Annotated in this window: 27 protein-coding genes; all 27 read left to right on the forward strand. The window is 61.0% G+C overall.

The window, feature by feature from the left end; genetic code table 11:
* The 27 genes from ABTV87_RS07775 (at position 1) to fliM (ending at position 26,466) form a co-directional block, all read left to right on the forward strand.
* Positions 1–621 carry a pseudaminic acid biosynthesis-associated methylase gene (locus ABTV87_RS07775; protein ID WP_085605760.1) on the forward strand — a complete coding sequence of 207 codons (621 nt, stop codon included), beginning with the start codon at positions 1–3 and terminating at the stop codon, positions 619–621.
* Complete coding sequence (pseF, locus tag ABTV87_RS07780) at positions 618–1,313, forward strand: pseudaminic acid cytidylyltransferase (protein WP_433899220.1); 696 nt, start codon at positions 618–620, stop codon at positions 1,311–1,313. The genes ABTV87_RS07775 and pseF overlap by 4 nt, the downstream gene beginning before the upstream one ends.
* Complete coding sequence (gene pseG / locus ABTV87_RS07785; protein ID WP_433899221.1) at positions 1,310–2,812, forward strand: UDP-2,4-diacetamido-2,4,6-trideoxy-beta-L-altropyranose hydrolase; 1,503 nt, start codon at positions 1,310–1,312, stop codon at positions 2,810–2,812. Before pseF ends, pseG begins: the two co-directional genes overlap by 4 nt.
* On the forward strand, positions 2,809–3,861 hold the full coding sequence (gene pseI / locus ABTV87_RS07790) for a pseudaminic acid synthase (protein ID WP_221533343.1): 1,053 nt from the start codon (positions 2,809–2,811) through the stop codon (positions 3,859–3,861). The genes pseG and pseI overlap by 4 nt, the downstream gene beginning before the upstream one ends.
* 226 nt (positions 3,862–4,087) lie before the next feature.
* Entirely contained in the window at positions 4,088–5,014 is a 927-nt protein-coding gene (locus ABTV87_RS07795) for a ketoacyl-ACP synthase III (protein WP_007958310.1), read from the forward strand.
* An 86-nt stretch (positions 5,015–5,100) separates the two neighbouring features.
* Complete coding sequence (locus ABTV87_RS07800) at positions 5,101–6,393, forward strand: motility associated factor glycosyltransferase family protein (protein WP_085605768.1); 1,293 nt, start codon at positions 5,101–5,103, stop codon at positions 6,391–6,393.
* Entirely contained in the window at positions 6,390–6,656 is a 267-nt protein-coding gene (locus tag ABTV87_RS07805; protein WP_258713079.1) for a hypothetical protein, read from the forward strand. The genes ABTV87_RS07800 and ABTV87_RS07805 overlap by 4 nt, the downstream gene beginning before the upstream one ends.
* Positions 6,657–6,899: 243 nt before the next feature.
* Positions 6,900–7,751 carry a flagellin domain-containing protein gene (locus ABTV87_RS07810; RefSeq protein ID WP_085605772.1) on the forward strand — a complete coding sequence of 284 codons (852 nt, stop codon included), beginning with the start codon at positions 6,900–6,902 and terminating at the stop codon, positions 7,749–7,751.
* A gap of 71 nt (positions 7,752–7,822) precedes the next feature.
* A complete protein-coding gene (locus ABTV87_RS07815; protein WP_085605774.1) occupies positions 7,823–8,179 on the forward strand; it encodes a flagellar protein FlaG in 357 nt (118 codons plus the stop codon).
* 81 nt (positions 8,180–8,260) lie between these two features.
* A complete protein-coding gene (gene fliD / locus ABTV87_RS07820; RefSeq protein ID WP_085605776.1) occupies positions 8,261–9,724 on the forward strand; it encodes a flagellar filament capping protein FliD in 1,464 nt (487 codons plus the stop codon).
* 129 nt (positions 9,725–9,853) lie between these two features.
* Complete coding sequence (fliS, locus tag ABTV87_RS07825) at positions 9,854–10,252, forward strand: flagellar export chaperone FliS (RefSeq protein WP_085605778.1); 399 nt, start codon at positions 9,854–9,856, stop codon at positions 10,250–10,252.
* A gap of 10 nt (positions 10,253–10,262) precedes the next feature.
* Positions 10,263–10,559: a hypothetical protein gene (locus tag ABTV87_RS07830; RefSeq protein WP_007958300.1), complete on the forward strand. Its 297-nt coding sequence runs from the start codon at positions 10,263–10,265 to the stop codon at positions 10,557–10,559.
* A gap of 172 nt (positions 10,560–10,731) precedes the next feature.
* Entirely contained in the window at positions 10,732–12,207 is a 1,476-nt protein-coding gene (locus ABTV87_RS07835; protein ID WP_003222863.1) for a sigma-54 dependent transcriptional regulator, read from the forward strand.
* A gap of 110 nt (positions 12,208–12,317) precedes the next feature.
* On the forward strand, positions 12,318–13,529 hold the full coding sequence (locus ABTV87_RS07840) for a sensor histidine kinase (protein WP_085605780.1): 1,212 nt from the start codon (positions 12,318–12,320) through the stop codon (positions 13,527–13,529).
* Positions 13,530–13,534: 5 nt separating this feature from the next.
* The gene (locus ABTV87_RS07845) at positions 13,535–14,926 is read left to right on the forward strand and encodes a sigma-54-dependent transcriptional regulator (RefSeq protein ID WP_085605782.1); all 1,392 of its coding nucleotides are present in this window, start codon (positions 13,535–13,537) and stop codon (positions 14,924–14,926) included.
* A 128-nt stretch (positions 14,927–15,054) separates the two neighbouring features.
* Positions 15,055–15,384, forward strand: coding sequence for a flagellar hook-basal body complex protein FliE (fliE, locus tag ABTV87_RS07850; RefSeq protein WP_007958292.1), 330 nt, complete (start codon positions 15,055–15,057; stop codon positions 15,382–15,384).
* A 15-nt stretch (positions 15,385–15,399) separates the two neighbouring features.
* Positions 15,400–17,187, forward strand: a complete 1,788-nt coding sequence (gene fliF, locus ABTV87_RS07855; protein ID WP_007958290.1) for a flagellar basal-body MS-ring/collar protein FliF — start codon at positions 15,400–15,402, stop codon at positions 17,185–17,187.
* The gene (gene fliG, locus ABTV87_RS07860) at positions 17,180–18,199 is read left to right on the forward strand and encodes a flagellar motor switch protein FliG (protein ID WP_007958288.1); all 1,020 of its coding nucleotides are present in this window, start codon (positions 17,180–17,182) and stop codon (positions 18,197–18,199) included. The genes fliF and fliG overlap by 8 nt, the downstream gene beginning before the upstream one ends.
* A gap of 4 nt (positions 18,200–18,203) precedes the next feature.
* Positions 18,204–19,010: a flagellar assembly protein FliH gene (gene fliH / locus ABTV87_RS07865; protein ID WP_433899222.1), complete on the forward strand. Its 807-nt coding sequence runs from the start codon at positions 18,204–18,206 to the stop codon at positions 19,008–19,010.
* Positions 19,000–20,358, forward strand: a complete 1,359-nt coding sequence (gene fliI / locus ABTV87_RS07870; RefSeq protein WP_085605786.1) for a flagellar protein export ATPase FliI — start codon at positions 19,000–19,002, stop codon at positions 20,356–20,358. Before fliH ends, fliI begins: the two co-directional genes overlap by 11 nt.
* A 6-nt stretch (positions 20,359–20,364) precedes the next feature.
* The gene (gene fliJ, locus ABTV87_RS07875; RefSeq protein ID WP_085605789.1) at positions 20,365–20,814 is read left to right on the forward strand and encodes a flagellar export protein FliJ; all 450 of its coding nucleotides are present in this window, start codon (positions 20,365–20,367) and stop codon (positions 20,812–20,814) included.
* 101 nt (positions 20,815–20,915) lie between these two features.
* The gene (locus tag ABTV87_RS07880; protein ID WP_007951938.1) at positions 20,916–21,215 is read left to right on the forward strand and encodes an STAS domain-containing protein; all 300 of its coding nucleotides are present in this window, start codon (positions 20,916–20,918) and stop codon (positions 21,213–21,215) included.
* A 5-nt stretch (positions 21,216–21,220) separates the two neighbouring features.
* Positions 21,221–22,924, forward strand: a complete 1,704-nt coding sequence (locus ABTV87_RS07885) for an ATP-binding SpoIIE family protein phosphatase (RefSeq protein WP_433899223.1) — start codon at positions 21,221–21,223, stop codon at positions 22,922–22,924.
* Positions 22,925–22,954: 30 nt separating this feature from the next.
* The gene (locus ABTV87_RS07890) at positions 22,955–23,302 is read left to right on the forward strand and encodes an Hpt domain-containing protein (protein WP_007951942.1); all 348 of its coding nucleotides are present in this window, start codon (positions 22,955–22,957) and stop codon (positions 23,300–23,302) included.
* 105 nt (positions 23,303–23,407) lie between these two features.
* The gene (locus ABTV87_RS07895) at positions 23,408–24,775 is read left to right on the forward strand and encodes a flagellar hook-length control protein FliK (protein WP_221533338.1); all 1,368 of its coding nucleotides are present in this window, start codon (positions 23,408–23,410) and stop codon (positions 24,773–24,775) included.
* Between the two features lie 209 nt (positions 24,776–24,984).
* Entirely contained in the window at positions 24,985–25,488 is a 504-nt protein-coding gene (gene fliL, locus ABTV87_RS07900; protein WP_007951946.1) for a flagellar basal body-associated protein FliL, read from the forward strand.
* 9 nt (positions 25,489–25,497) lie between these two features.
* Entirely contained in the window at positions 25,498–26,466 is a 969-nt protein-coding gene (gene fliM / locus ABTV87_RS07905; protein WP_003222890.1) for a flagellar motor switch protein FliM, read from the forward strand.
* The last annotated feature ends 41 nt before the right edge of the window (positions 26,467–26,507 follow it).

Consider the following 26,507-nt stretch of genomic DNA (forward strand, 5'->3'; position numbering starts at 1 on the left):
ATGCGTGATCTGAGCGAGCAGGAACAATTCTGGCAGGGCGAATTCGGCAACCAGTACGTTGACCGTAACGTCGGCGAGCCACTGGTGGCGGCCAATCTGGCGTTGTTCGCCAAGGCGCTGACCCGGGCCGGGCGAATCGACAGCCTGCTTGAGTTGGGCACCAACGCCGGCAACAACTTGCAGGCGCTGCGTCAGCTGCTGCCGCGCTGCGAGCTGTTCGGGGTCGAGATCAATGCCAGTGCCTGCGCCCAGGCCCGAGCGCTGGAAATTGCGAATATCTGGCACGGTTCGCTGTTCGACTTTCACCGTGAACGCCAATACGACCTGACCCTGAGCAAAGGTGTGCTGATCCATCTGGCGCCGGAGCTATTGGCGACGGCGTATGCACAGTTGTATGAGTTGAGTTCGCGCTACATCCTGATCGCCGAGTACTACAATCCCTCGCCGGTGGAAGTGTCCTATCGCGGCAACAGCGGCAAGCTGTTCAAGCGTGATTTTGCCGGGGAAATGCTTGACCGTTATCCTGATCTGCAACTGCTGGACTACGGCTTCGGTTATCACCGCGATCCGCAGTTTCCGGTCGACGACATCACCTGGTTCCTGCTGGAAAAACGTCCTTGAACAACGTCGCAATCATCCCGGCCCGCGGGGGCAGCAAACGCATCCCGCGCAAGAATCTCAAGCCGTTCGACGGTGTGCCGATGATTGTCCGTTCGATTCGCACGGCCCTCGATTCAGGGTTGTTCGAGCAGGTGGTGGTCAGCACCGACGACGCAGAGATCGCCGACGTGGCGCGGGCCAGCGGTGCTCACGTGCCGTTCATGCGTCCGGCTGAGCTGGCCGATGATTTCACCGGCACTGCGGCGGTGTTCGCGCATGCCCTGCAGCAACTGCCGGCCTTCGAATACGCCTGCTGTGTGTACGCTACGGCGCCGCTGTTGCAGGCGCGCTTTCTGCGTCAGGGCTTTGAGTTGCTGGCGCAGCATCCGGACAAGTCCTTTGCATTTTCAGTCACCGATTTCGGCTTTCCGGTGCAGCGCGCCTTGACCCTCGACGGGCAGGGCGCGCTGACAGCGTTGTACCCCGAATTTCGCAACACCCGTTCGCAGGATCTGCCGGCTGCCTTTCAGGATGCCGGCCAGTTCTATTGGGGGCGCCGCGAGGCCTGGCTGGGTGGCGAGGTGCTGTATTCGCCGGCGAGTCTGCCGGTGATCCTGCCCCGGTATCTGGTGCAGGACATCGATACCGTCGAAGACTGGAAGCGCGCCGAGTACCTTTACGCCGCCCTCAGGGCTGGCGGGGAATTGCAATGAGAGTGCTGATCCGCGCCGACGCGTCGCCGACCATCGGCAGCGGCCACATCGCCCGTTGCCTGACACTGGCGCGAGTGCTGCGCACGCAAGGCAGCCATGTCGCGTTCGCCTGCCGTCGTCTGCCGGGGCATCGGCTCGATGCGTTGCAGGCCGAAGGCTTCGAGACCTTCGCGTTGCCGGATCGCTATGCCGGTGAAGACCCGGAGCAGGCCATTGAATCGATGCTGCCGTGGCAGGCGGATATCGAGGCACTGGCGGCGCAACTGGAAGGGCAGCCCGGATTTGACTGGGTGATCGCCGACCATTACGGCCTCGACCATCACTGGCAAACCGCTGCCCGTCGCTTCGCACCACGGATTGCCGCGGTCGACGATCTGGCGACCCGGCGCTACAGCGTGGATCTGCTGCTCAATCAGAACCTCTCCGGGCTCAGCGAAAACTATCAGCCGCTGTTGCCGGCCGGTTGCCGAACGCTGCTCGGTCCGCGCTTCGCCATGTTGCGTGAAGAGTTCAGTGGCCCGGCCATCGAGATCAAACCGGTGGCGCGCCGGGTGCTGGTGAATTTCGGCGGTTTCGATGCGGCGCGCCAGACTCATCACGCGATGCTGGCGCTGGCGGATATTTCGGCGCTTGAAGTGGATTTTGTCGCCGGTGCCGACAACCCGGCCTGGACAGAGATGCAGGCGCTGGCCGAAACGCGGCCGCACTGGCGCCTGCACAGTTTCGTCAGCGATTTTCATCGGCGCATGACCGAGGCCGACCTGTTTATCGGCGCCGGCGGCGGCACCAGTTGGGAGCGCGCGGCCCTGGGCCTGCCGACGATCTGCATCGCGGTGTCGAACAACCAGCAGGCCAACGGCGAGGTGATGGCGGCGGCCGGCGCGCATGTGTTCATGGGCGCGCGGGAGCAGGTCAGCGTCGAGCAACTGCGCGCTGCCATCGGCTTTGTCGTGGGCAATTTTTATCTACGCCAGAGCCTGGCCGAGCGTTCGCGGCAACTGGTCGACGGACGCGGTGCGCTGCGGGTGGCGACGGCACTGGCCGGCGCGGTGCTCAAGTTGCGTCTGGCGACGCCGGATGACGCGCAGTTGTTGTTCGACGGGCGCAATGCCGAGGCGGTGCGCCGCTGGTCGCTGGACAGCGGGGCGATCGATTGCTCGCAGCACGTTAACTGGCTGGACGCGAGTCTGCGCAATCCTCAGCGGCTGCTGCTGGTGGCCGAGGCGGATGATGGCCCGGTCGGCGTCCTGCGCTACGATTTGCGCGGCTTTGAGGCGGAAGTTTCGCTATATCTGTTCGAGGGGCGTTTCGGTCTCGGCTGGGGCAGGGCGCTGCTGGCGCAGGGTGAGGCCTTTGTGGCTGCGCACTGGCCGCAAATGACCGCCATCACCGCCCAGGTGTTGCCGGCCAATCGGCCCTCGATGAATGTTTTTCGTGACGCCGGGTTCACCCAGAGTGCCTGCGCGTTCACCAAGGTTTTGAAGGAATCCCGTCAATGAGCAGTTTCAATATCGGCAACCGCCAGATCGGTGCCGATGCGCCGCCGTTCATCATCGCTGAAATGAGCGGCAACCATAACCAGTCACTGGACGTCGCCTTGCAGATTGTCGAAGCGGCGGCCAAGGCCGGCGCGCATGCCTTGAAACTGCAAACCTACACCGCCGAAACCATGACCCTGGATCTGGCGGAGGGCGAATTTTTCATCAAGGATCCGAACAGTCTGTGGGCCGGTACCTCGCTCTACGACCTGTATGAAAGGGCCCACACGCCCTGGGAATGGCATGCGCCGATCTTCGCCCGGGCCAGGGAATTGGGCATGCTCGCGTTTTCGACACCGTTCGACGACAGCGCCGTGGACTTCCTTGAAAGCCTCGATGTGCCGGCCTACAAGATCGCCAGTTTCGAGAACACTGATCTGCCGTTGATTCGCCGTGTCGCGGCGACCGGCAAACCGTTGATCATTTCCACCGGCATGGCCAGCATCGCCGAACTCGACGAAACCGTGCGCGCCGCCCGTGAAGCGGGGTGCAAGGATCTGGTGCTGCTCAAGTGCACCAGCACCTACCCGGCGACCCCGATCAACAGCAACGTGCGCACGATCCCGCATCTGCGTGAGTTGTTTGGCTGCGAGGTCGGTCTGTCAGACCATTCGATGGGCGTCGGCGTGTCGGTGGCGGCGGTGGCGCTGGGCGCGACGGTGGTGGAAAAACACTTCACCCTCGACCGTTCAGCCGGTGGGGTGGACGCCAGTTTCTCGCTGGAACCGGCGGAACTGGCCAGTCTGGTGATCGAGACCGAGCGTGCCTGGCAGGCCATGGGCCAGGTCCATTACGGCGTGACCGAGGCTGAGCAGAAGTCGCTGGTTTACCGTCGGTCGCTGTACGTCACGGCGGATATGGCGGCCGGTGAACCCTTCACGGCGGCCAATGTGCGCGCCATTCGTCCCGGTCTCGGTCTGCCGCCCAAGCACACCGATGCCGTCCTCGGGCGCCGTGCGCGCCAGCCGATTAAACGCGGTACGCCGCTGGACTGGTCATTGGTCGAATGACCCGATCTGGCACCGATTCGGCAAAATAGCGTGACCTGCGAGTCATAACGCGCATCTTCACTGTATTGTAATGACCGGGGAGATGGCGCCTGGCCCGTTTTCGGTTCCAGTGATAGCCCTTTGCGCTCCCCGTGGCTGCCCGTTGTGGCGGCCGTTTTCTGTTTGTCGGCGCCCCTCGAATCCTTGCGAGCGGTGGTATTGGGCTGTTTATTATTGGGAAGCCGTAATGATTGGCATAAAAAGCATTGCGAGCTACGTTCCTGTAGCCGGCGTGGACAATTACGCACAAGGTGCAAAATTCGAGAAGGATGAAGAATTCATCCTCGGCAAGATCGGTTCGGCCTTCCTCCCACGCAAAGACGCGGAACAGGAAACCTCCGATCTGTGCGTTGAAGCGGCCAATGCGCTGTTTGCCAACAACCCTGAACTGAAACGTGAATCCATCGATGCGCTGATCGTCGTCACCCAGAACGGTGACGAGGAAGGCCTGCCGCACACCGCAGCCATAGTCCAGGACAAGCTCGGGCTGCCGACCAATGTCGCGGCGTTCGATATTTCCCTGGGCTGCTCCGGCTACGTCTACGGCATCTACGCGATCAAAGGCTTCATGGAAGCCGCCGGTTTGAAAAACGGCCTGCTGATCACCGCTGACCCGTATTCGAAAATCGTTGATCCGGAAGATCGCAACACCACCATGCTGTTCGGCGATGCCGCTACTGCCACCTGGATGGGCGAAGACCCGGTCTGGGCGCTGGGCAAGGCCAAGTTCGGTACTGACGGTTCCGGCGCACCGCACTTGAAAGTGACCGATGGCGTGTTCTTCATGAACGGTCGCCAGGTGTTCAACTTCGCTCTGCTCAAGGTGCCGGCGCACCTGCACGAACTGCTCGACGATTCCGGCCTGAAGGCCGATGACATCGATGCCTTCTGCATCCACCAGGGCAGTGCGGCGATTGTCGATGCCGTGGCGCGGCGCTTCGAAGGCGAGCCGGAAAAGTTCATCAAGGACATGGTCGAGACCGGTAACACCGTGTCGTCCAGTGTGCCGCTGCTGCTGGAAAAACACGTGATGGATTCCGACTGGAGTCGCATCGCGATCAGTGGTTTCGGCGTCGGTTTGTCATGGGGTTCGGCGATTATTTATCGTCCTTGAGTCCGGTACGAACGACGAATACAAAAACAGCGTTCAAGGGGTAACCTTGAACGCTGTTTTTTTGCCTGAAGGGAGCGCAAGGCACCATGAGTGAGTTTTTCCAAGCTAACGCTGAAGTCTTCGAGCGACGCTGGCCGACGCTGTTCGCACGATTGCTGAACGAAGACAGTTCGGCAATCGAGGCCGAGCTGACGCAAGGGCTGGGCTCGACGCTGAGCATTGGCGGCATTCAGCTCACCAGCCGGCATGACCGTGTCCGCGAAGCGCAAATACAGGCCGCCAGCCTGCCAACGGACAAGCCGCAACTGCATGTCTACGGCACCGGCCTCGGGGATTTGCCCACGGTGTTGCTGGAGCGCGCCGGGCTTGAACGCTTGTATGTGCACATCCTCAATGGCGCGCTGTTCACCCTGGTGTTGCAACTGCTCGATCAGCGTGAGTGGCTGCAGGATCCGCGAGTTGAATTGCTCTACGCCGGCGACCTGCCCGACATCTGCACGCCGTTCTTTGCATTGCCTGCCGAAATGCTGCTGGCCGATGACTTCAACGCAAAGATTCGTGATCGACTGGTCAGCGAAGTGCACCTGAGCTTCAACAATCGCGAGTTCGATCCGCAGTCACCGTTCATTCAGCAGCGCCTGCAGGACTGCCTGCCCGTGTTGCTCGCCGACGATGATGTGGCGACGCTGTTCGGCACCTGCACCGGTCGGGAGATTTATGTGATCGGCACCGGGCCGACGCTGGAGCAGCACTTCGAGCGCCTGGCGGCGATTCGCGAGCGGTCCGGGCGTCCGTTGTTCATTTGTGTCGATACCGCTTACCGGCCACTGCGCGAGCACGGGATCGTGCCCGACTATGTGGTGAGCATCGATCAGCGAATCAGCTTCCGGCACTTGCCTTTCGAGGAGTCCGACGGCATCCCGCTGGTGTACCTGCCCATGAGTGATCCCGAGGTGCTGAGGGCCTGGAAGGGCAAACGTTATGGCGGTTACTCGGCCAGTCCGGTCTATGCGGCATTGCGTGAACAGCACCCGAGGGCGCTGCTGCATGTGGGCGGCAGCGTGATTCATCCGGCCGTGGACCTGGCGGTGAAGATGGGCGCTGCACGGATCACGCTGTTCGGCGCCGATTTTGCCTTCCCGATGAACAAGACCCATGCCGGCTGGAATGACGGTGACCTGGGGCCGTCGGTGAATCAGGCGCGGCACTGGGTGCGTGATGGCCATGGCCAGCGCGTCAGTACCCAGCTCAATTTTCGCGGTTATCTGTGCGTGCTGGAGCGATACATCGCCAGTCAGCCGCAGGTGGCGTTTTTCAACAGCAGCCGCGCGGGCGCGCAGATTGCCGGTACAGCGTTCAATCAGGAGTTCGTGCAATGACTGCGCTGCAAAGCTGGGTAGACGAATGCCAACAGTGCGCCGGGCTGTTTCGGTTGGGACGTGATGTCGAGGCCGCGTTGACCATGGTCGATGTGTTCGAGGGCGCGCAGCAGTCATTGCTGTCGGCCGGTGCGCAGAAGCAGCAGGCCTGGGCGCAGTTGCTCACGCAAATGCTCGAGTGCCAGGAGCGTCAGGACTGGTTGGGGCTTGCCGACTTCATGGAGTACGAGTTGATTCAATTGCTGGAAGAATCGTCCGCCTGACGACGGTCGAAGGCGCTGGCCCGCAGCTTTGCGCCACGGACGGTTTTATGACGTCATTTTTTAGAAGGTGAAGTGCTGCTAAGTCTTTGTTTTCTAGGGGGTGGCAGGGTGATGGCAAAATTTTTCAAAAAAGCCCTCAAGCAACCTGCAAACCCGACGATAACTATTACGAAGGTTCTCTAGGCCATACCCGGCGGTTGCCAGGGCCGGAAGCCGCAGTACCCAACCAACGAGGAATTCGTCATGGCTTTAACAGTAAACACCAACACCACGTCGTTGAACGTTCAGAAAAACCTGAACCGCGCTTCCGACGCTCTGTCGACTTCGATGCAGCGCCTGTCTTCCGGCCTGAAAATCAACAGCGCTAAAGACGACGCCGCTGGCCTGCAGATCTCCAACCGTATGTCTTCCCAGATCCGCGGTAACACCCAGGCAATCCAGAACGCCAACGACGGTATCTCCGTTGCCCAGACCGCTGAAGGCGCTCTGCAGGCTACTACCGACATTCTGCAGCGTATGCGTGAACTGGCTGTTAAAGCACGTAACGGTACCAACGGCACTGCTGACCAGACCGCTACCAACGCTGAATTCGCTCAGATGTCCGACGAGATCACCCGTATCTCGGCTTCGACCAACCTGAACGGCAAAAACCTGCTGGACGGTTCGGCTGGTACTGTGACTCTGCAAGTTGGCGCAAACACCGGTTCGGCTAACCACATCGACCTGGTACTGAGCTCCAAGTTCGACGCCGCCAGTCTGTCGGTAGGTAGCGGTACTGTTGTTCTGACCGGTGCTACTTCGGCTGCCGCCGCTTCGAACATCGACAACGCGATCACTGCAATCGACGCCGCTATCGCTGCAATCGGTGCAACTCGTGCCAGCCTGGGTGCTTCGCAAAACCGTCTGAACAGCACCATCCAGAACTTGCAGAACATCAACGAAAACACCACTGCTGCACAAGGTCGCGTACAAGATACCGACTTCGCCGCAGAGACTGCTAACCTGACCAAGCAGCAAACCCTGCAACAGGCTTCGACCTCTGTTCTGGCTCAAGCCAACCAACTGCCTTCCGCTGTACTGAAGCTGCTTCAGTAATTTCGGAATGAGTTTTAGCGGGGGAGTGCGCTTGCGTGCTCTCTCGCTTTTTACGTTATGAGGTGATGAGCATGGACATGAGCGTCAAGCTTAACGTGTCTTATCCGGCTCCCAAGCCAGCCAATACCGTTACCGACAAGCCGTCGGAAACCAAGCCTCAGACCGTTGATGCTGTTCCTGCCTCGAAAAAGAGCCAGGAAGCAGATGAAACCAAGCTGAAGCTGGCGGTGCAGGAGATCGAGAAGTTCGTTCAGTCGATCAAGCGCAATCTGGAATTCTCGATCGACGAGCATTCCGGCAAGGTCATCGTCAAGGTGATCGCGAGCGAGACGGGCGAGGTCGTACGACAGATCCCCTCCGCAGAAGCCCTCAAGCTGGCAGACAGCCTCGCCAACGCGAGTCACGTGTTGTTCGACGCCAAAGTCTGATAGCTGGCATGAATAGTGTTTGAAGTTCTTTAGACGCAGGCATTGGTCAAAAGACTGGCAATAACCCCAAGGGAGATGCACATGGCAAGTCCAATTTTACCGGGTTCGGGCCTGGGTTCCGGCCTGGACATCGGTGCGATCGTTACTGCGCTGGTCAATGCCGACAAGACGCCGAAACAGACGCAGATCGATAATGCGACTAAAACCAACACGCTGAAGATTTCCGGTATCGGCACGTTGAAGAGTGCGCTGACCGCATTCCAGACGGCGATGACCAACCTGGGCAGCAAGACCAATCCAGCGTTTGCCGGTTACACGGCGACTTCGGGCACTCCGGGCGTTCTAGGGGTCTCTGCGGATAACACCGCGGTCTCGGGTACTTACAGTGTTGTTGTGAATAAACTGGCCACCGGTTCGAAAATAGCCAGTGCATCCTTTGCCGGCGGTGCTGCCAGTGCCATTCCGAGTGGTACCCTGAAAATCAGTCAGAATGGCACTGATTACAATGTCACGATCCCGGCCAATGCCACTTTGCAGAGCACTCGTGACGCCATCAACACGGCTCAGGGCGTCAACGGCATTTCCGCCAACATTGTGACCGACAGCTCGGGCGCTTCGCGTCTGGTGATCAGTTCGAGCAAGACTGGCGCAGGCTCCGATATGAAGGTCAGCGGCATTGCCGGCCTGGAAATCGACGGCACACAGGAAATGGGCACCAGCCCGGCGGCCGGTGCTTCCGGCGCGGTCAACGGCCTCGCTCAGGATGCGTCTCTGACCATCGACGGCTTGGCAGTGACCAGCAAGAGCAACACGGTCACCGGCGCCATCAGTGGTCTGACGATGAACCTGGTAACCGTCAGCCCGGGTACGCCTCCGACACCTGTCACGGTGACTGTCGACGGTAACACCAAGGGTTTGCAGACGTCGGTTCAGGCGTTCGTCGATGCATACAACACCTTGAAAAACACCATTGATACGTTGTCCAAGGCAACGCCGGACGAAGATGGCAAGCTGACCGTTCAGGCGGCGTTCACCGGTGACTCCCTGGCGCGTTCGCTGGTTGCCGATATCCGTGGGCAAATCACGGCCCCGAGTGCTACCGCTGGCAGCCCGATGGCCTATCTGTCGCAGCTGGGTGTCATGACCGACCGCAATACCGGTAACCTGACGTTCGACACGGCCGCGTTCAACAAGGCCATGTCCACGCCAGGCATGAGCGGCAAGGTTCAGGAGATGTTCACCGGGACCAACGACACCAATGGTCTGTTGGCGCGCATGAGCAAGGCGGTGGATCCTTACCTCAAGGCTTCGGCCGATGGCAAGACCACCACCGGTTTGCTGGATCAGCGTCTGACGATCCTGAACGGCAATACGCGTAGCCTTACCGCCCAGCAAACGGCACTGGATATACGCGTTGCCGGCATGACCAAGACGTTGACTGCAAAATACAACGCCATGGACCTGCTGGTAGGACAAATGAAGGCCACAGCGAGCAACATTACTTCGTTCTTCAGCTCGCTGAACGCTCAGCAATCTGCGAAGTAACATGCAAGAGCGACAAAAACCCGGCTACGCTTTCGAGCGTGCGCCGGGTTTTTGTCTTGTGGTCTAAAGTTTTTCGACTCGCTGGCGATACACTGTTCATACGAGTCATTGTGGCAAATGAGGTAGAACATGAATCCGATGTTAGCCCTTCGGCAATACCAGAAAGTAGGTGCGCACGCTCAGACGTCTGAAGCGAGCCCTCATCGTCTGGTGCAAATGCTGATGGAAGGCGGCCTGGACCGTATCGCCCAGGCCAAAGGTGCGATCGAGCGCAAGGATATTCCTGGCAAGTGCACGTCGATCAGCAAGGCCATCGGCATCGTCAGTGGACTGCGCGAAGGTCTGGATCTGGAAAATTCCGCGGATACGCTGGCTGATCTGGACGGTCTTTACATCTACATGATGAAGCGTCTCGCCGAGGCGAACATCAGTAGCGATCCGCGCATTCTTGATGAGGTTGCCGGCTTGCTGAGCACCGTCAAAGAAGGCTGGGATGCGATCGCGCCTGCGCCCGCTCCGCAGTTCTGAGGAGATCACCATGAGTCTTGTATTGCAGCGAATCGAAGAAACCCGAGCAGCGTTGGTCGGCGCCCTGGCCGAGCGTAACTGGGAGGCGATCGGTCAACTGGATCTCGATTGCCGTTCCTGCATGGAAGATGTCTTGAGTGAAGCTTCGGTGGACGAGGTCGCGTTGCGCGATAACCTTGAGGAGTTGCTGCATGTCTACAAGCAGCTGCTTGAAGTCGCCATGGGTGAGCGTCAGGCGATAGTCGACGAGATGTCGCAGATCACCCAAGCGCAGAACGCGGCAAAGGTTTACCATCTGTTTGGTTAATTAACCCTCAGTTAATCCAGACATGTGCGCCATAAATTTGACTGTGCACGGTTTTTTGACTTAACTAGTGGCTGTTTTCAGATTTCAGGCGTCTACAGGCACAAGGTGTCCTGCAAGCGTCTCGCTTGCCCCTCATTTTGGGCATTGAGTTGACTAGGGAAGTTGCTATTGCATGTGGCGTGAAACCAAAATTCTGCTGATCGATGACGATAGCGTCCGCCGCCGCGACCTGGCGGTGATCTTAAATTTTCTTGGCGAAGAAAATTTACCCTGCGGAAGCCATGACTGGCAGCAGGCAGTCGGCTCTTTGTCGTCTAGTCGTGAGGTCATTTGCGTACTGATCGGGACGGTCAATGCTCCTGGTGCGCTTTTGGGCCTTTTAAAGACACTCTCAACCTGGGATGAGTTCCTTCCGGTTTTGCTGATGGGCGATAATTCTTCGGTGGACCTGCCCGAAGACCAACGCCGCCGGGTACTTTCGACCCTCGAAATGCCGCCGAGCTACAGCAAACTGCTCGACTCCCTGCACCGTGCCCAGGTCTATCGCGAAATGTACGACCAGGCCCGCGAGCGCGGCCGTCATCGCGAACCCAACCTGTTCCGCAGTCTCGTCGGCACCAGTCGTGCGATCCAGCACGTGCGTCAGATGATGCAGCAAGTGGCCGACACCGACGCCAGCGTACTGATCCTCGGCGAGTCCGGGACCGGCAAGGAAGTGGTTGCGCGCAACCTGCATTACCATTCCAAGCGTCGTGACGCGCCATTCGTGCCGGTCAACTGCGGGGCGATCCCGGCCGAGTTGCTGGAAAGCGAACTGTTCGGTCACGAGAAGGGTGCCTTCACCGGCGCGATCACCAGCCGTGCCGGCCGCTTCGAGCTGGCCAACGGCGGTACGCTGTTCCTCGACGAAATCGGCGACATGCCGCTGCCGATGCAGGTCAAGCTGCTGCGCGTGCTGCAGGAGCGCACCTTCGAGCGTGTGGGCAGCAACAAGACCCAAAGCGTCGACGTGCGCATCATCGCCGCGACCCACAAGAATCTCGAAAGCATGATCGAGATCGGCACCTTCCGCGAAGACCTCTACTATCGCCTGAACGTGTTCCCGATCGAGATGGCGCCGCTGCGTGAGCGCGTCGAAGACATTCCGCTGCTGATGAACGAGCTGATCTCGCGCATGGAGCACGAGAAGCGCGGTTCGATCCGCTTCAACTCCGCCGCGATCATGTCCCTGTGCCGCCACGGCTGGCCGGGCAACGTCCGCGAGCTGGCCAACCTGGTGGAGCGCATGGCGATCATGCATCCGTACGGGGTGATCGGCGTGGTCGAGTTGCCGAAGAAATTCCGCTACGTCGACGACGAAGACGAGCAAATGGTCGACAGCCTGCGCAGCGATCTGGAAGAGCGCGTGGCAATCAACGGCCACACGCCGGACTTCACCGCCAACGCCATGCTGCCGCCGGAAGGTCTCGACCTGAAGGACTACCTCGGTGGTCTGGAGCAGGGCTTGATCCAGCAGGCGCTGGACGACGCCAACGGCATCGTGGCCCGCGCCGCCGAACGCCTGCGCATTCGCCGCACCACGCTGGTGGAGAAGATGCGCAAGTACGGCATGAGCCGTCGTGAAGGTGATGAACAGGCGGATGATTGACGCCTGTTTTTCAACTGCTTCATTTATAAGCGGTTTTTTTTAGGCACGGGTATTGCTACATCCCTCGCAACGTTCCGTTTAACTGACGGTCAGCCAAGCGAGAGAGCACAATGCCCCAAGCCTCCCAGATGTCTTCTGTTCCCGAGTCCTCGGGGCAACTGCCGTCCGTAGAGCAGGCGAGCCGCCAGGGGCTTGAGCAGGCATTCGCCCTGTTCAATCAGATGTCCAGCCAGTTGACCGACTCCTACAGCATGCTCGAAGCCCGGGTCACCGAGCTCAAGGGTGAGCTGGCCGTGGTCAGCGCCCAGCGCATGCAGGAACTGGCGGAAAAAGAACGCCTGGCCAACCGTCTGCAAAACCTCCTGGATCTGTTGCCCGGCGGCGTCATCGTCATCGACGGTCACGGTATTGTGTGCGAGGCCAATCCGGCCGCCATCGATCTGCTCGGCCTGCCTCTGGAAGGCGAGCTGTGGCGCCATGTCATCGCCCGTTGCTTCGCACCCCGAGAAGACGACGGCCACGAAATTTCCTTGAAGAACGGTCGACGCCTGTCGATTGCCACCCGCTCGCTGGATGCCGAGCCGGGGCAGTTGGTGCTGCTCAACGACCTGACTGAAACCCGTCACTTGCAGGATCAGCTGGCGCGCCACGAGCGCCTGTCGTCCCTGGGGCGGATGGTCGCGTCGCTGGCTCATCAGATCCGCACACCGTTGTCCGCCGCGTTGCTGTACGCCAGTCATTTGACCGAGCAGGAACTGCCGGTCGCGACCCAGCAGCGTTTCGCCGGTCGTCTCAAGGAGCGCCTGCACGAGCTCGAGCATCAGGTGCGCGACATGCTGGTGTTCGCCCGCGGCGAGCTGCCGCTGACCGATCGTGTCACGCCGAATGCCTTGATGCAGTCGTTGCAGGCCGCGGCGCTGACCCATGTGCAGGATCTGCCGATCCGCTGGCAGTGCGACAGCCATGTCGGCGAGTTGCTGTGCAATCGCGACACGCTGGTCGGGGCGCTGCTCAATCTGATTGAAAACGCCATTCAGGCGAGTGCCGGCGAGGTGCGTCTGAAGGTGCATTGCTATACCCGCGACAACACCCTGCGTTTGTGTGTCAGTGACAGCGGCAGCGGTATTGATGCGGCGGTGCTGGCGCGGCTGGGCGAGCCGTTTTTCACCACCAAAGTTACCGGGACCGGCCTGGGCCTGACCGTGGTCAAGGCCGTGGCACGTGCGCATCAGGGAGAATTGCAGCTGCGTTCGCGGGTCGGGCGCGGTACGTGCGCGCAGGTCATCCTGCCGTTGTTTTCTGCTGTACAGGGAGCTGAGTGAAGGTCATGGGCATCAAGGTTCTGCTGGTCGAGGATGACCGCTCGTTGCGCGAAGCGCTGGCCGATACGCTGTTGCTGGCCGGTCACGACTATCACGCGGTGGGTTCGGCCGAAGAGGCGCTGAACGCCGTCGAGCGCGAAGCGTTCAGTCTGGTGGTCAGCGACGTCAACATGCCGGGCATGGACGGTCATCAATTGCTCGGCCTGCTGCGCGCGCGGCAACCGCAATTGCCGGTGCTGCTGATGACCGCCCATGGCGCGGTCGAGCGCGCGGTCGATGCCATGCGCCAGGGCGCGGCGGATTATCTGGTCAAGCCGTTCGAGCCCAAGGCTCTGCTGGATCTGGTGGCGCGTCACGCCTTGGGCAGCCTTGGCGCCAGTGACGCCGAAGGGCCGGTCGCGGTCGAGCCGGCCAGTGCTCAATTGCTGGATCTGGCGGCGCGGGTCGCGCGCAGTGATTCCACCGTGCTGATTTCCGGTGAGTCCGGCACCGGCAAGGAAGTGCTGGCGCGCTACATCCACCAGCAATCCCATCGCGCCAGTCAGCCGTTCATTGCGATCAACTGTGCGGCGATCCCGGACAACATGCTCGAAGCCACTCTGTTCGGTCACGAAAAAGGCTCGTTCACCGGCGCCATCGCGGCCCAGGCCGGCAAGTTCGAACAGGCGGACGGCGGCACCATTCTGCTCGATGAAATTTCCGAAATGCCCCTGGGTTTGCAAGCCAAGCTGCTGCGGGTGTTGCAGGAGCGGGAAGTGGAACGGGTCGGCGCCCGCAAGCCGATCACTCTCGATATTCGCGTGGTGGCGACCACCAACCGCGACCTGGCCGGTGAAGTGGCGGCGGGGCGGTTCCGTGAGGACCTCTATTATCGTCTGTCGGTCTTTCCGCTGGCCTGGCGTCCGTTGCGCGAGCGCACCGCCGATATCCTGCCGCTGGCCGAGCGTCTGTTGGCCAAACACGTCAATAAAATGAAGCATGCGATGGCGAAGTTTTCGCCCGAGGCGCAAGCGTGCCTGATCGCTTATCCGTGGCCGGGCAACGTGCGCGAGCTGGATAACGCGGTCCAGCGGGCCTTGATTCTGCAGCAGGGCGGGTTGATCCAGCCGCAGGATTTCTGTCTCTCCGGGCCTGCGCTGTTTGCTCCATTGCCGGCGGCAGTGCCGGTTACGCCGGTCATTCGTGAAGTCGAGATCGAGGCGGATTCGGCCGGTGCGCTGGGCGATGACCTGCGTCGCCGCGAGTTCCAGATGATCATCGACACCCTGCGTACCGAGCGCGGCCGGCGCAAGGAAGCCGCCGAAAAACTCGGCATCAGCCCGCGCACCCTGCGTTACAAACTGGCGCAAATGCGCGATGCGGGCATGGATGTCGAAGGCTACCTGTTCGCCACCTGACGGGTGGCGCAAACGTTTGAAACGGCTTTTCTGAAAGCGGTGCCCACGAGCTGGCACCGTTGTTGCTAACACCTGAGTACCCGCCGAGTGAGTGTCAAAAAATTGCGGGCCGCCCAAGAGAGTAGACCATGAGCCAAGGTATTGAATTTAATCGGTTGATGATGGACATGAAGGCCATGCAAATGGACGCCATGTCGAAGCCGAAATCGATTGCCGCTGCCCCTGAAGTGGCAGGCAGCAGCTTTTCCGACATGCTCGGTCAGGCCATCAACAAAGTCAGTGATACCCAGCAGGCGTCGACTCAGTTGGCCAACGCATTTGAAATCGGCAAGAGCGGCGTCGATCTGACGGACGTGATGATTGCCTCGCAAAAGGCCAGCGTGTCGTTCCAGGCTCTGACCCAGGTGCGCAACAAGCTGGTTCAGGCTTATCAAGACATCATGCAGATGCCGGTTTAAGGACGAGATTGAGTCATGGCAGAAGCAGTCGCCGATAACGTTCCGGCCAAGGCCACCCCGATAGACGGCAAACCGCCGCTGTTCGGCCTGTCCTTCCTGGAAAACCTCTCCGAGATGACCGTGCTGCGTCAGGTGGGCCTGTTGGTCGGCCTGGCCGCGAGCGTGGCGATTGGCTTTGCCGTGGTGCTGTGGTCGCAGCAACCGGACTACCGGCCTCTGTACGGCAGCCTTGCCGGCATGGACGCCAAGCAGGTCATGGACACCCTGGCCTCCGCCGACATTCCCTACACCGTCGAACCTAATTCCGGCGCCTTGCTGGTCAAGGCCGATGACCTGTCCCGTGCGCGGCTCAAGCTCGCGGCCGCTGGTGTCACTCCCAGCGACGGCAACATCGGTTTTGAAATCCTCGACAAGGAACAGGGTCTGGGCACCAGCCAGTTCATGGAAGCGACCCGTTATCGTCGCGGTCTCGAAGGCGAACTGGCCCGCACCATTTCCAGCCTGAACAACGTCAAGGGCGCGCGCGTTCACCTGGCGATCCCGAAAAGTTCGGTGTTCGTGCGTGACGAACGCAAGCCAAGCGCTTCGGTACTGGTCGAGCTGTACTCCGGTCGTTCGCTGGAGCCAGGCCAGGTCGTTGCCATTATCAATCTGGTGGCAACCTCCGTTCCCGAGCTGAGCAAATCGCAGATCACCGTCGTCGACCAGAAGGGCAACCTGCTGTCGGATCAGGCGGAAAACTCCGAAATGACCATGGCCGGCAAGCAGTTCGACTACAGCCGCCGCATGGAAAGCATGCTCACCCAGCGCGTGCACAACATTCTGCAACCGGTACTGGGCAACGACCGTTACAAGGCTGAAGTATCGGCCGACGTCGATTTCAGTGCCGTCGAATCGACCGCCGAACAGTTCAACCCGGATCAACCGGCGCTGCGCAGCGAACAGTCGGTCAACGAACAACGCACCGCCAGCAATGGCCCGCAAGGTGTGCCGGGCGCCCTGAGCAACCAGCCACCGTCGCCGGCTTCGGCGCCGCAAACCACCGGTGGCGCAGCCGCCCCGGCGAGCATGGTGCAGCCTGGCCAGCCACTGGTTGATGCCAACGGTCAGCAGATCATGGATCCGGCCACCGGCCAGCCGATGCTCGCGCCGTACCCGGCGGACAAGCGTCAACAATCCACCAAGAACTTCGAACTCGACCGTTCTATCAGCCACACCAAACAGCAGCAGGGTCGCCTGAATCGCCTGTCGGTGTCGGTGGTGGTGGACGATCAGGTCAAGATCAACCCGGCCAACGGCGAAACCACCCGTGCACCGTGGAGCGCCGACGAATTGGCGCGCTTCACCCGTCTGGTACAGGACGCCGTCGGCTTCGACGCCAGCCGTGGCGACAGCGTCAGCGTGATCAACATGCCGTTCTCCGCCGAGCGCGGCGAAGTGATCGCCGACATTCCGTTCTACTCCCAGCCATGGTTCTGGGACATCGTCAAACAAGTGCTGGGTGTGCTGTTCATCCTGGTGCTGGTGTTCGGCGTGCTGCGTCCGGTGCTCAACAACATCACCGGTGGCGGCAAAAGCAAGGAGCTGGCCGGTCTGGGCGGCGACATGGAACTCGGTGGCATGGGCGGTCTGGACGGTGAACTGTCCAACGATCGCGTCAGCCTCGGCGGCCCGACCAGCATCCTGCTGCCGAGCCCGAGCGAGGGTTATGACGCTCAGTTGAACGCAATCAAGAGTCTGGTGGCAGAAGACCCGGGTCGTGTGGCCCAGGTCGTGAAAGAGTGGATTAACGCAGATGAGTGATAACCGAGCCGCCGTCGCCAAACTGTCCCGGGTCGATAAAGCCGCGATTCTGCTGCTGTCCCTGGGTTCGACCGATGCCGCACAAGTGCTGCGCCACATGGGCCCCAAAGAGGTTCAGCGAGTCGGCGTGGCCATGGCCCAGATGGGCAACGTCCACCGTGAGCAGGTCGAACAGGTCATGAGCGAGTTCGTCGACATCGTCGGCGACCAGACCAGCCTGGGCGTCGGCTCCGACGACTACGTGCGCAAAATGCTCACCCAGGCCCTGGGTGAAGACAAAGCCAACGGCCTGATCGACCGCATTCTGCTGGGCGGCAACACCAGCGGCCTCGACAGCCTGAAATGGATGGAGCCGCGCGCCGTTGCCGACGTGATCCGTTACGAGCACCCGCAGATCCAGGCGATCGTGGTCGCGTACCTCGATCCGGATCAGGCCGGTGAAGTGCTGGGCAACTTCGACCACAAGGTGCGTCTGGACATCATCCTGCGCGTCTCGTCGTTGAACACCGTGCAGCCGGCCGCGCTGAAAGAATTGAACCAGATCCTCGAGAAGCAGTTCTCCGGCAACTCGAACGCCTCGCGCACCACCCTGGGCGGTATCAAGCGGGCGGCGGACATCATGAACTTCCTCGACAGCTCGATCGAAGGCCAGCTCATGGACTCGATCCGCGAAGTCGACGAAGACCTGTCCGGTCAGATCGAAGACCTCATGTTCGTGTTCAACAACCTGGCCGATGTCGACGACCGCGGGATCCAGGCGCTGTTGCGCGAAGTGTCCTCCGACGTGCTGGTGCTGGCCCTCAAGGGTTCGGACGAAGGCGTCAAGGAAAAGATCTTCAAGAACATGTCCAAGCGTGCCGCCGAACTGCTGCGCGACGACCTCGAGGCCAAGGGCCCGGTGCGCGTCAGCGACGTGGAGACCGCGCAGAAGGAAATCCTCACCATCGCCCGCCGTATGGCCGAAGCCGGAGAAATCGTGCTCGGTGGCAAGGGCGGCGAGGAAATGATCTAAGCCCATGGACAAGCATGACGACGATGTGACGGACCTGATCCGTGCCCGGGACGTCCGCGGTTTCGAAACCTGGGCAATCCCGAGCTTCGATCCGCCGGCACCGGAACCCGAGCCGGAACCGGAGCCTGAACCGCCGGAAATGGAAGAAGTGCCGCTGGAGGAAGTCCAGCCACTGACTCTGGAAGAACTCGAAAGCATCCGTCAGGAGGCCTACAACGAGGGCTTCGCCATCGGCGAAAAGGAAGGCTTCCACAGCGCCACCCTCAAGGTGCGCCAGGAAGCCGAAGTGGTCCTGACGGCCAAGGTCAACAACCTTGAGCAACTGATGGGCCACCTGTTCGAGCCCATCGCCGAGCAAGACACCCAGATCGAAAAGTCGCTGGTCGACCTCGTGCAGCACATCGCCAAACAGGTGATTCAGCGCGAGCTGGCCATCGACTCGACGCAGATCGAACACGTCATGCGCGACGCCCTCAAGCTGTTGCCGCTGGGCGTGGGCAATGTGCGGCTGTACGTCAATCCACAGGATTTCGAACAGGTCAAAGCCCTGCGCGAACGTCATGAGGAAACCTGGCGCATCGTCGAGGACGAATCCCTGTTGCCGGGCGGTTGCCGGGTCGAGACCGACCACAGCCGGATCGACGCCAGCATCGAAACCCGCGTCAGCCAGGTCATGGCCAAGCTGTTCGACCAGTTGCACGAACAGGCCTTGCACCCGGCCGCGCCGGACCTGAGCCTCGACCTGCCGGAGTCGCCAAAACCGGCCCCGGTCGCAGAAGAGCCGCTCGCGGACGCCCCCGATGCGCCTTGAACGCACCAGTTTCGCCAAGCGCCTGAGCACCTACGCCGAGGCCACCGAAATCGCCGGTGCGCCGATCCTCGAAGGGCGCCTGCTGCGCATGGTCGGCCTGACGCTCGAAGCCGAAGGCTTGCGCGCCGCCATGGGCACCCGCTGCATGGTGATCAACGACGATACCTATCATCCGTCCCAGGTTGAAGCCGAAGTCATGGGTTTCTCCGGCAGCAAGGTTTTCCTGATGCCAGTCGGCAGCGTGGCCGGCATTGCGCCGGGCGCCCGCGTGGTGCCGCTGGCCGACACCGGTCGCCTGCCGATGGGCATGAGCATGCTTGGTCGCGTGCTGGACGGCGCCGGACGTGCGCTGGACGGCAAGGGCGGCATGAAAGCCGAAGACTGGGTGCCGATGGATGGCCCGACGATCAACCCGCTCAACCGTGACCCGATCAGCGTGCCGCTGGACGTCGGCATCCGTTGCATCAACGGTTTGTTGACGGTCGGACGTGGTCAGCGTCTGGGTCTGTTCGCCGGTACCGGTGTCGGTAAGTCGGTGTTGCTCGGCATGATGACCCGCTTCACGGAGGCCGACATCATTGTCGTTGGCCTGATCGGTGAGCGGGGTCGAGAAGTTAAAGAGTTTATCGAGCACATCCTCGGTGAAGAAGGCCTCAAGCGTTCCGTGGTGGTGGCGTCGCCTGCGGACGATGCGCCGCTGATGCGTCTGCGCGCGGCGATGTACTGCACGCGGATCGCCGAGTATTTCCGCGACAAGGGCAAGAACGTCCTGTTGCTGATGGATTCGCTGACCCGTTTCGCCCAGGCCCAGCGGGAAATCGCCCTGGCCATCGGCGAGCCGCCGGCGACCAAGGGTTATCCGCCGTCGGTATTCGCCAAACTGCCGAAACTGGTGGAGCGCGCCGGTAACGCGGAGAAGGGCGGGGGTTCGATCACCGCGTTCTACACCGTGCTGTCCGAAGGCGATGACCAGCAGGACCCGATTGCCGACTCCGCACGGGGCGTGCTCGACGGGCACATCGTATTGTCCCGGCGTCTGGCCGAGGAAGGTCATTACCCGGCCATCGATATCGAAGCCTCGATCAGCCGGGTGATGCCGGCGGTGGTGTCGCCGGAACACATGCAGCGTGCGCAATACTTCAAGCAGCTGTGGTCGCGCTACCAACAGAGCCGCGACCTGATCAGCGTCGGCGCCTATGTCGCTGGCGGTGATCGCGAGACTGACCTTGCCATCAACCTGCAGCCGCAGTTGGTCAGGTATCTGCGTCAGGGCCTCAACGACAACATCAGCCTGGGTGAAAGCGAAGCGTATCTCGGCACGATTTTCGCCCCGGCGGCCGGCGGGTAACCGGTCATGGCCCTGAGTCGAGCCGCGCGTCTGGCGCCGGTGGTGGACATGGCCGAGAAGGCCGAGAAAACCGCCGTGCAACGCCTGGGTTACTTTCAGGGTCAGGTGAAAGTGGCCGAGAGCAAACTCGCCGACTTGCATGCCTTTCGTCTGGATTACTCCGAGCAGTGGATCGTACGCGGCAGCACGGGCGTTTCCGGGCAATGGTTGCTGGGTTTTCAGGGCTTTCTGGCGCAGCTCGACACCGCTGTCGATCAACAGCGTCAAAGTCTGCAATGGCACCAGAACAATCTGGACAAGGCCCGCGATGCCTGGCAGCAGGCATTCGCCCGGGTCGAAGGTCTGCGCAAGCTTGTACAACGTTATCTGGATGAAGCGCAGCGCGCCGAAGACAAGCGCGAACAGAAGCTGCTGGACGAGTTGTCTCAGCGTTTGCCGCGCCACGAGGTGTTTTGACGGGCAGATCTCGCACAGATCCCGACGCCATCGCGCCTTGCCCATGGCCCCTCCAAGTGCTAAACCTTGTACAAGTTCGTCAATGACAAGGAAGCCAGTACATGTCAGTCGTTACAGAAGTCTCTCCGGACAAGAAAAAACTGACGATTTCGGTCAAGGGGCGATTCGATTTCGCCAAGCATCAGGAATTTCGCCAATCCTACGAAAAAGAGCAGCCCGAATCGGTGATTGTCGACCTCAAGGAGGCGACCTATCTCGACAGTTCGGCGCTCGGCATGCTGCTTCTGCTGCGTGATCATGTCGGCGGTGACGACTCGGAAATCCGCGTGGTCAACAGCAGCTCCGACGTGAAGAAAATCCTCGCCATCTCCAACTTCGACAAACTGTTCGACATCAGTTGACGGCCATGCAGCCGCAAGAGCCGCTGACGATCCTGATTGCCGAAGACAGCGCCGCTGACCGGCTGTTGTTGTCGACCATCGTCCGTCGTCAGGGGCATGAAGTGCTGACGGCCACCCACGGTGCGGAGGCAGTCGAGGCGTTTATCCGGCAAAAGCCGCATCTGGTGCTGATGGATGCCATGATGCCGGTGATGGACGGGTTCGAAGCCGCACGCCAGATCAAGAAGCTGGCGGGTGAAAACCTGGTGCCGATCATCTTCCTCACGTCGCTGACGGAAAGTGAAGCCCTGGCCCGTTGCCTTGAGGCCGGCGGTGACGACTTTCTGGCGAAGCCTTACAACCAGGTGATCCTCGCCGCCAAAATCAAGGCGATGGATCGCTTGCGACGTTTACAGGCCACGGTTCTTCAGCAGCGTGACCTGATTGCCAAACACCACGAGTATCTGCTCAACGAACAACGGGTCGCCAAGGCCGTGTTCGACAAGGTCGCGCATTCCGGCTGCCTGAGCGCGCCGAACATCCGTTACCTGCAATCACCCTATGCGCTGTTCAATGGCGACTTGCTGTTGGCCGCGTACACCCCGGCCGGCGACATGCATGTGTTGCTCGGTGACTTCACCGGTCATGGATTGCCGGCGGCGGTCGGCGCCATGCCGCTGGCCGAGGTGTTCTATGGCATGACCGCCAAGGGTTACGGTCTGGCCGAAACCCTGCGGGAAATGAACGCCAAGCTCAAGCGCATCCTGCCGGTGGACATGTTCTGCTGCGCGACGCTGTTGTGCCTGAGTTTTCAGCGGCGCTCGGTGGAAGTCTGGAACGGCGGCATGCCCGACGGTTATCTGCATTGCCTCGCCACCGGGGAGCGCACACCGCTGGCGGCACGCCACCTGCCGTTGGGGGTGCTCAGCCCGCAGACCTTCGATGACCGCACCGAGGTTCACTCGATGGCGGTGGGCGATCGGGTGTTCCTGCTCTCCGATGGGGTTATCGACACCTGCGATGCCAACGATCAGCTGTTCGGTGTCGAGCGCTTGCACAAGGTGTTCGCCGCCAATCACCAGCCGGATCGGCTGTTCGAGGACATCGAGCAGGCGTTGCAGGACTTTCGCGGTGAGGCCCGGGACGATGTGAGCATGGTCGAAGTCAGCCTGCTGGAGATGGCGCAGGTCAATCCATCGGCGCCGGTGTATTCCGACAGTGGCCAGTCCTGTCCGCTGGACTGGTCGGTGAGCTTCGAATTTCGCGGTGCCACGCTCAAGCGCTTCAACCCGTTGCCTTATCTGTTGCAGTTGCTGCTTGAGGTGCATGGCTTGCGGGCGCAGAGTGGCGCACTGTACAGCGTGCTGGCCGAGCTTTATTCCAACGCGCTGGAGCATGGCGTGCTGGGACTGGATTCGAGCCTCAAGCGCGATGCGTCGGGTTTCGCCCGTTATTACGAGCAGCGCAATGCGCGTCTCGAGGCCTTGCAGGACGGTTACGTGCGCGTGCATTTGCAAGTGCGGCCGGAAGGCGAGGGCGGTTGTCTGGTGGTGCGGGTCGAAGACAGCGGCCAGGGATTTGATGTCTCGCGCGTGATGGAGCGGCCGCTCGACGGTGTCCGTCTGTCGGGGCGCGGCGTCAGCCTGATCCGGCAATTGGCGCGTAATGCCAGCTGGTCAGACGATGGTCGCAGTGCTCGCGTGGAGTTTTTCTGGGAGGCTCTGGCATAATCCGCGCATTCTTGATCAAGGAGTGAACAAGTGGCTGATACACATGTGGACCACGAGGCGCTAAGCGCGCTGCGGGAAGTGATGGAAGACAGCTATCCGGAACTGCTGGATACGTTCCTCGCCGATTCCGAAAATCGCCTGCGGGAGTTGCAGCAGACTGCCGATGCCGACGCATTGTCTTCCGTAGCGCACAGCTTCAAGGGCAGCAGCAGCAACATGGGCGCGACCCGTCTCGCGGTGTTGTGCCAGGAGCTGGAACAGCATGCCAAAGACAAAAGCCCTTCTGAAATCATCAAACTGGTCGCCGACATCCATAGCGAATTCGCCGATGTGCGGCCCGTCTATGTCGCCGAGCGGCAGCGCTCGCTGACCCACTGATCCTGCCGTCGGGCGGTTTTGCCGGAATTCTGACGAAACTGGCCCGGCACTTGCAGTCATCTATCCCAACTGTACCTACGATCCCAGTGCAGCGGAGACCGTGCCATGCCTGCAAGCCCCAACATTCTTCTTCAGACCGCCGCCCAGGCCAAGGCGCAAGCTGCCTCGGCCAAATCATCGGCAGTGGCCGCAGAGCCCGGGGACAAGGCCTCCAGCTTCGCTCAGGTGTTCGCCGATCAAGGCCCGAACAAGCCCTCGGTGACCGTCGATAATTCGGCAAAACCTGCCCGTGACAAGGTCGCCGACAACAGCGGCAAGAAAGACGTGGGCAAGGATCAGTCTGCCGCCCCGGAGCCGGCGGTTGCCGATAGCGGCAAAGCCTTGCCCGCCGACAAACCGGCGACGGCGGCAACGGACGACAAGACTACTACCGATGACGAAACGGCTGAAACCGTGCCGACTCCGGTTGTCGACACGGCGCCGGTAGACCCGGCGCTGGTGGCAGCGGTAGAACCCGTCGTTGCTGCGCCAGTGGTGGCTACACCCGTGGTCGATACCACCGCGAAACCTGAAACCGACAAACCTGCCGTGGCGGCATTGCCGGGTATGGTCAAGGATCCGGCGCCGGCCACTGATCCGGCTTTCGACCCCGAGGCGGATCCGCTGGATTCGCTGCCTGCCGTGCGCATGGCCATGGAGCAGAGTGGCCACATTTCCGCTTCCAGCCAGTCCCAGCCCAAAGCCACCCCGGCCCAGACTCAGGCTGACGGTGAATTGACCTCGGCGCAGAACTTCGCCGCCGGCATGGCCAGCATGCTCGACGTGCAGGCTGACAAGGACAGCACCAGTCAGGGCGGTGAGAAGGCGTTCAGCGGTCTGATCGATGACGGCCTGAAAGACCTGAAGACCGCCACCAGCGACACCCGCGTGGATGATTTCGCCAACCGTCTGGCGGCGCTGACCCAGGCTGCCACGCCGAAAACCGCCAACGCGGTACCAGTGAACCAGCCGATTGCCATGCACCAGAACGGCTGGACCGAAGAAGTGGTCAACCGGGTCATGTACCTGTCGAGCAACAACCTGAAGGCGGCTGACATCCAGTTGCAACCGGCCGAGCTGGGGCGTCTGGATATCCGGGTGAACATGGTCCCGGACCAGCAGACCCAGGTGACCTTCATGAGCGCGCATCCGAGCGTGCGTGAAGCCCTCGACGGTCAGATGCACCGCCTGCGCGACATGTTCAACCAGCAAGGCATGGGGCAGGTCGACGTCAACGTGTCCGACCAGAACCGTGGCTGGCAGGGTCAGGGTCAGGGCCAGGAACAGGCGCAACAGGGGCAGGGCGGTCGCACCAGTGCAGCCGGCGGTCGCCTGGATTCGGCCGAAGAAGAGTTGACGCCGGCCGCCGTGGCTGAAGCGGCGGCCACGGCCACTCACGTGATCGGCTCCAGCGCCGTCGACTACTACGCCTGACACTACGCTGTACTCCTGTGGGAGCGGGCTTGCTCGCGAAATCGGTAAGACAAACAACACATCTGTTGAATGTTGAACCGCATTCGCGAGCAAGCCCGCTCCCACATTGGTTTGTGGTGCTCTCCACGATGCTCCGACACTTCTGGCATAACACTTGCTCTTGCCTTGCCGTGCGACTGTGAAAACCCGATTAGTGACGGATTATTGGCATGGCGAAGAGCGAAGCTGCAGCAGTAAAAGACCCCGCAACCAAAGGCAAACTCAAGATGATCATTGCGATCGTGCTCGGGTTGCTGCTGGCCATCGGCGCATCTGTGGGGGCGACCTGGTTCTTCATGCACAGTGCGCAGAGCAAGCCCGAGGCGGCCGCCGAAGCGGCACCGGTCGGCAAGCAACCGGCGATTTTCGAGCCGATGGCGCCGGCCTTCGTGGCCAACTACAACCAGAACGGCCGTCAGCGCTACATGCAGGTGAGCATCACCATGCTGGCGCGCAATCAGGCCGATCTGGAAGCGCTCAAAGTGCACATGCCGGTGATCCGCAACAACCTGGTGATGCTCTTCTCCGGTCAGGATTTCGCCACGCTGGCGACTCCGGTCGGTCAAGAGATGTTGCGCCAGAAGGCCACAGCCAGCGTCCAGGAAGTGGCGCAGAAAGAGCTGGGCAAAGTGGTGATCGAACAGTTGCTTTTCACTAATTTCGTACTGCAGTAGGAACACGACATGGCCGTGCAGGATCTGCTGTCCCAGGATGAAATCGACGCGCTGTTGCATGGCGTCGACGATGGTCTGGTACAGACCGATAACGCTGCCGAACCCGGCAGTGTCAAAAGCTACGACCTGACCAGCCAGGATCGCATCGTCCGTGGACGCATGCCGACTCTGGAAATGATCAACGAGCGTTTTGCCCGCTACACCCGCATCAGCATGTTCAACATGCTGCGCCGCTCGGCGGACGTTGCCGTCGGTGGCGTACAGGTGATGAAGTTCGGCGAATACGTGCACTCGCTGTACGTGCCGACCAGCCTCAACCTGGTCAAGATCAAACCCCTGCGTGGCACCGCGCTGTTCATCCTCGACGCCAAACTGGTGTTCAAACTGGTGGACAACTTCTTCGGCGGCGACGGCCGTCACGCTAAGATCGAAGGGCGTGAATTCACCCCGACCGAACTTCGCGTGGTGCGCATGGTGCTGGAGCAGGCGTTCGTCGATTTGAAAGAAGCCTGGCAGGCGATCATGGAAGTCAACTTCGAGTACATCAACTCGGAAGTGAACCCGGCCATGGCCAACATCGTCGGCCCGAGCGAAGCGATCGTGGTCTCCACGTTCCACATCGAACTCGACGGCGGTGGCGGCGACCTGCACGTGACCATGCCGTACTCGATGATCGAGCCGGTGCGCGAAATGCTCGACGCCGGTTTCCAGTCGGACCTCGACGACCAGGACGAACGCTGGGTCAACGCCCTGCGCCAGGACGTGCTCGACGTCGACGTGCCGATCGGTGCCACCGTGGCCCGCCGCCAGTTGAAACTGCGCGACATCCTGCACATGCAGCCGGGTGACGTGATTCCGGTCGAGATGCCGGAAGACATGATCATGCGCGCCAACGGCGTGCCGGCCTTCAAGGTCAAGATGGGCTCACACAAAGGCAACCTTGCGTTGCAGGTTATCGAGCCGATCGAGCGCCGCTGAAGCGGCGCCCTCACTCCCTGATTCTTTTACCGGTTTTTTGC

The sequence above is a fragment of the Pseudomonas sp. PSE1(2024) genome (assembly GCF_050990555.1).
GTDB lineage: Bacteria > Pseudomonadota > Gammaproteobacteria > Pseudomonadales > Pseudomonadaceae > Aquipseudomonas > Aquipseudomonas aphyarum.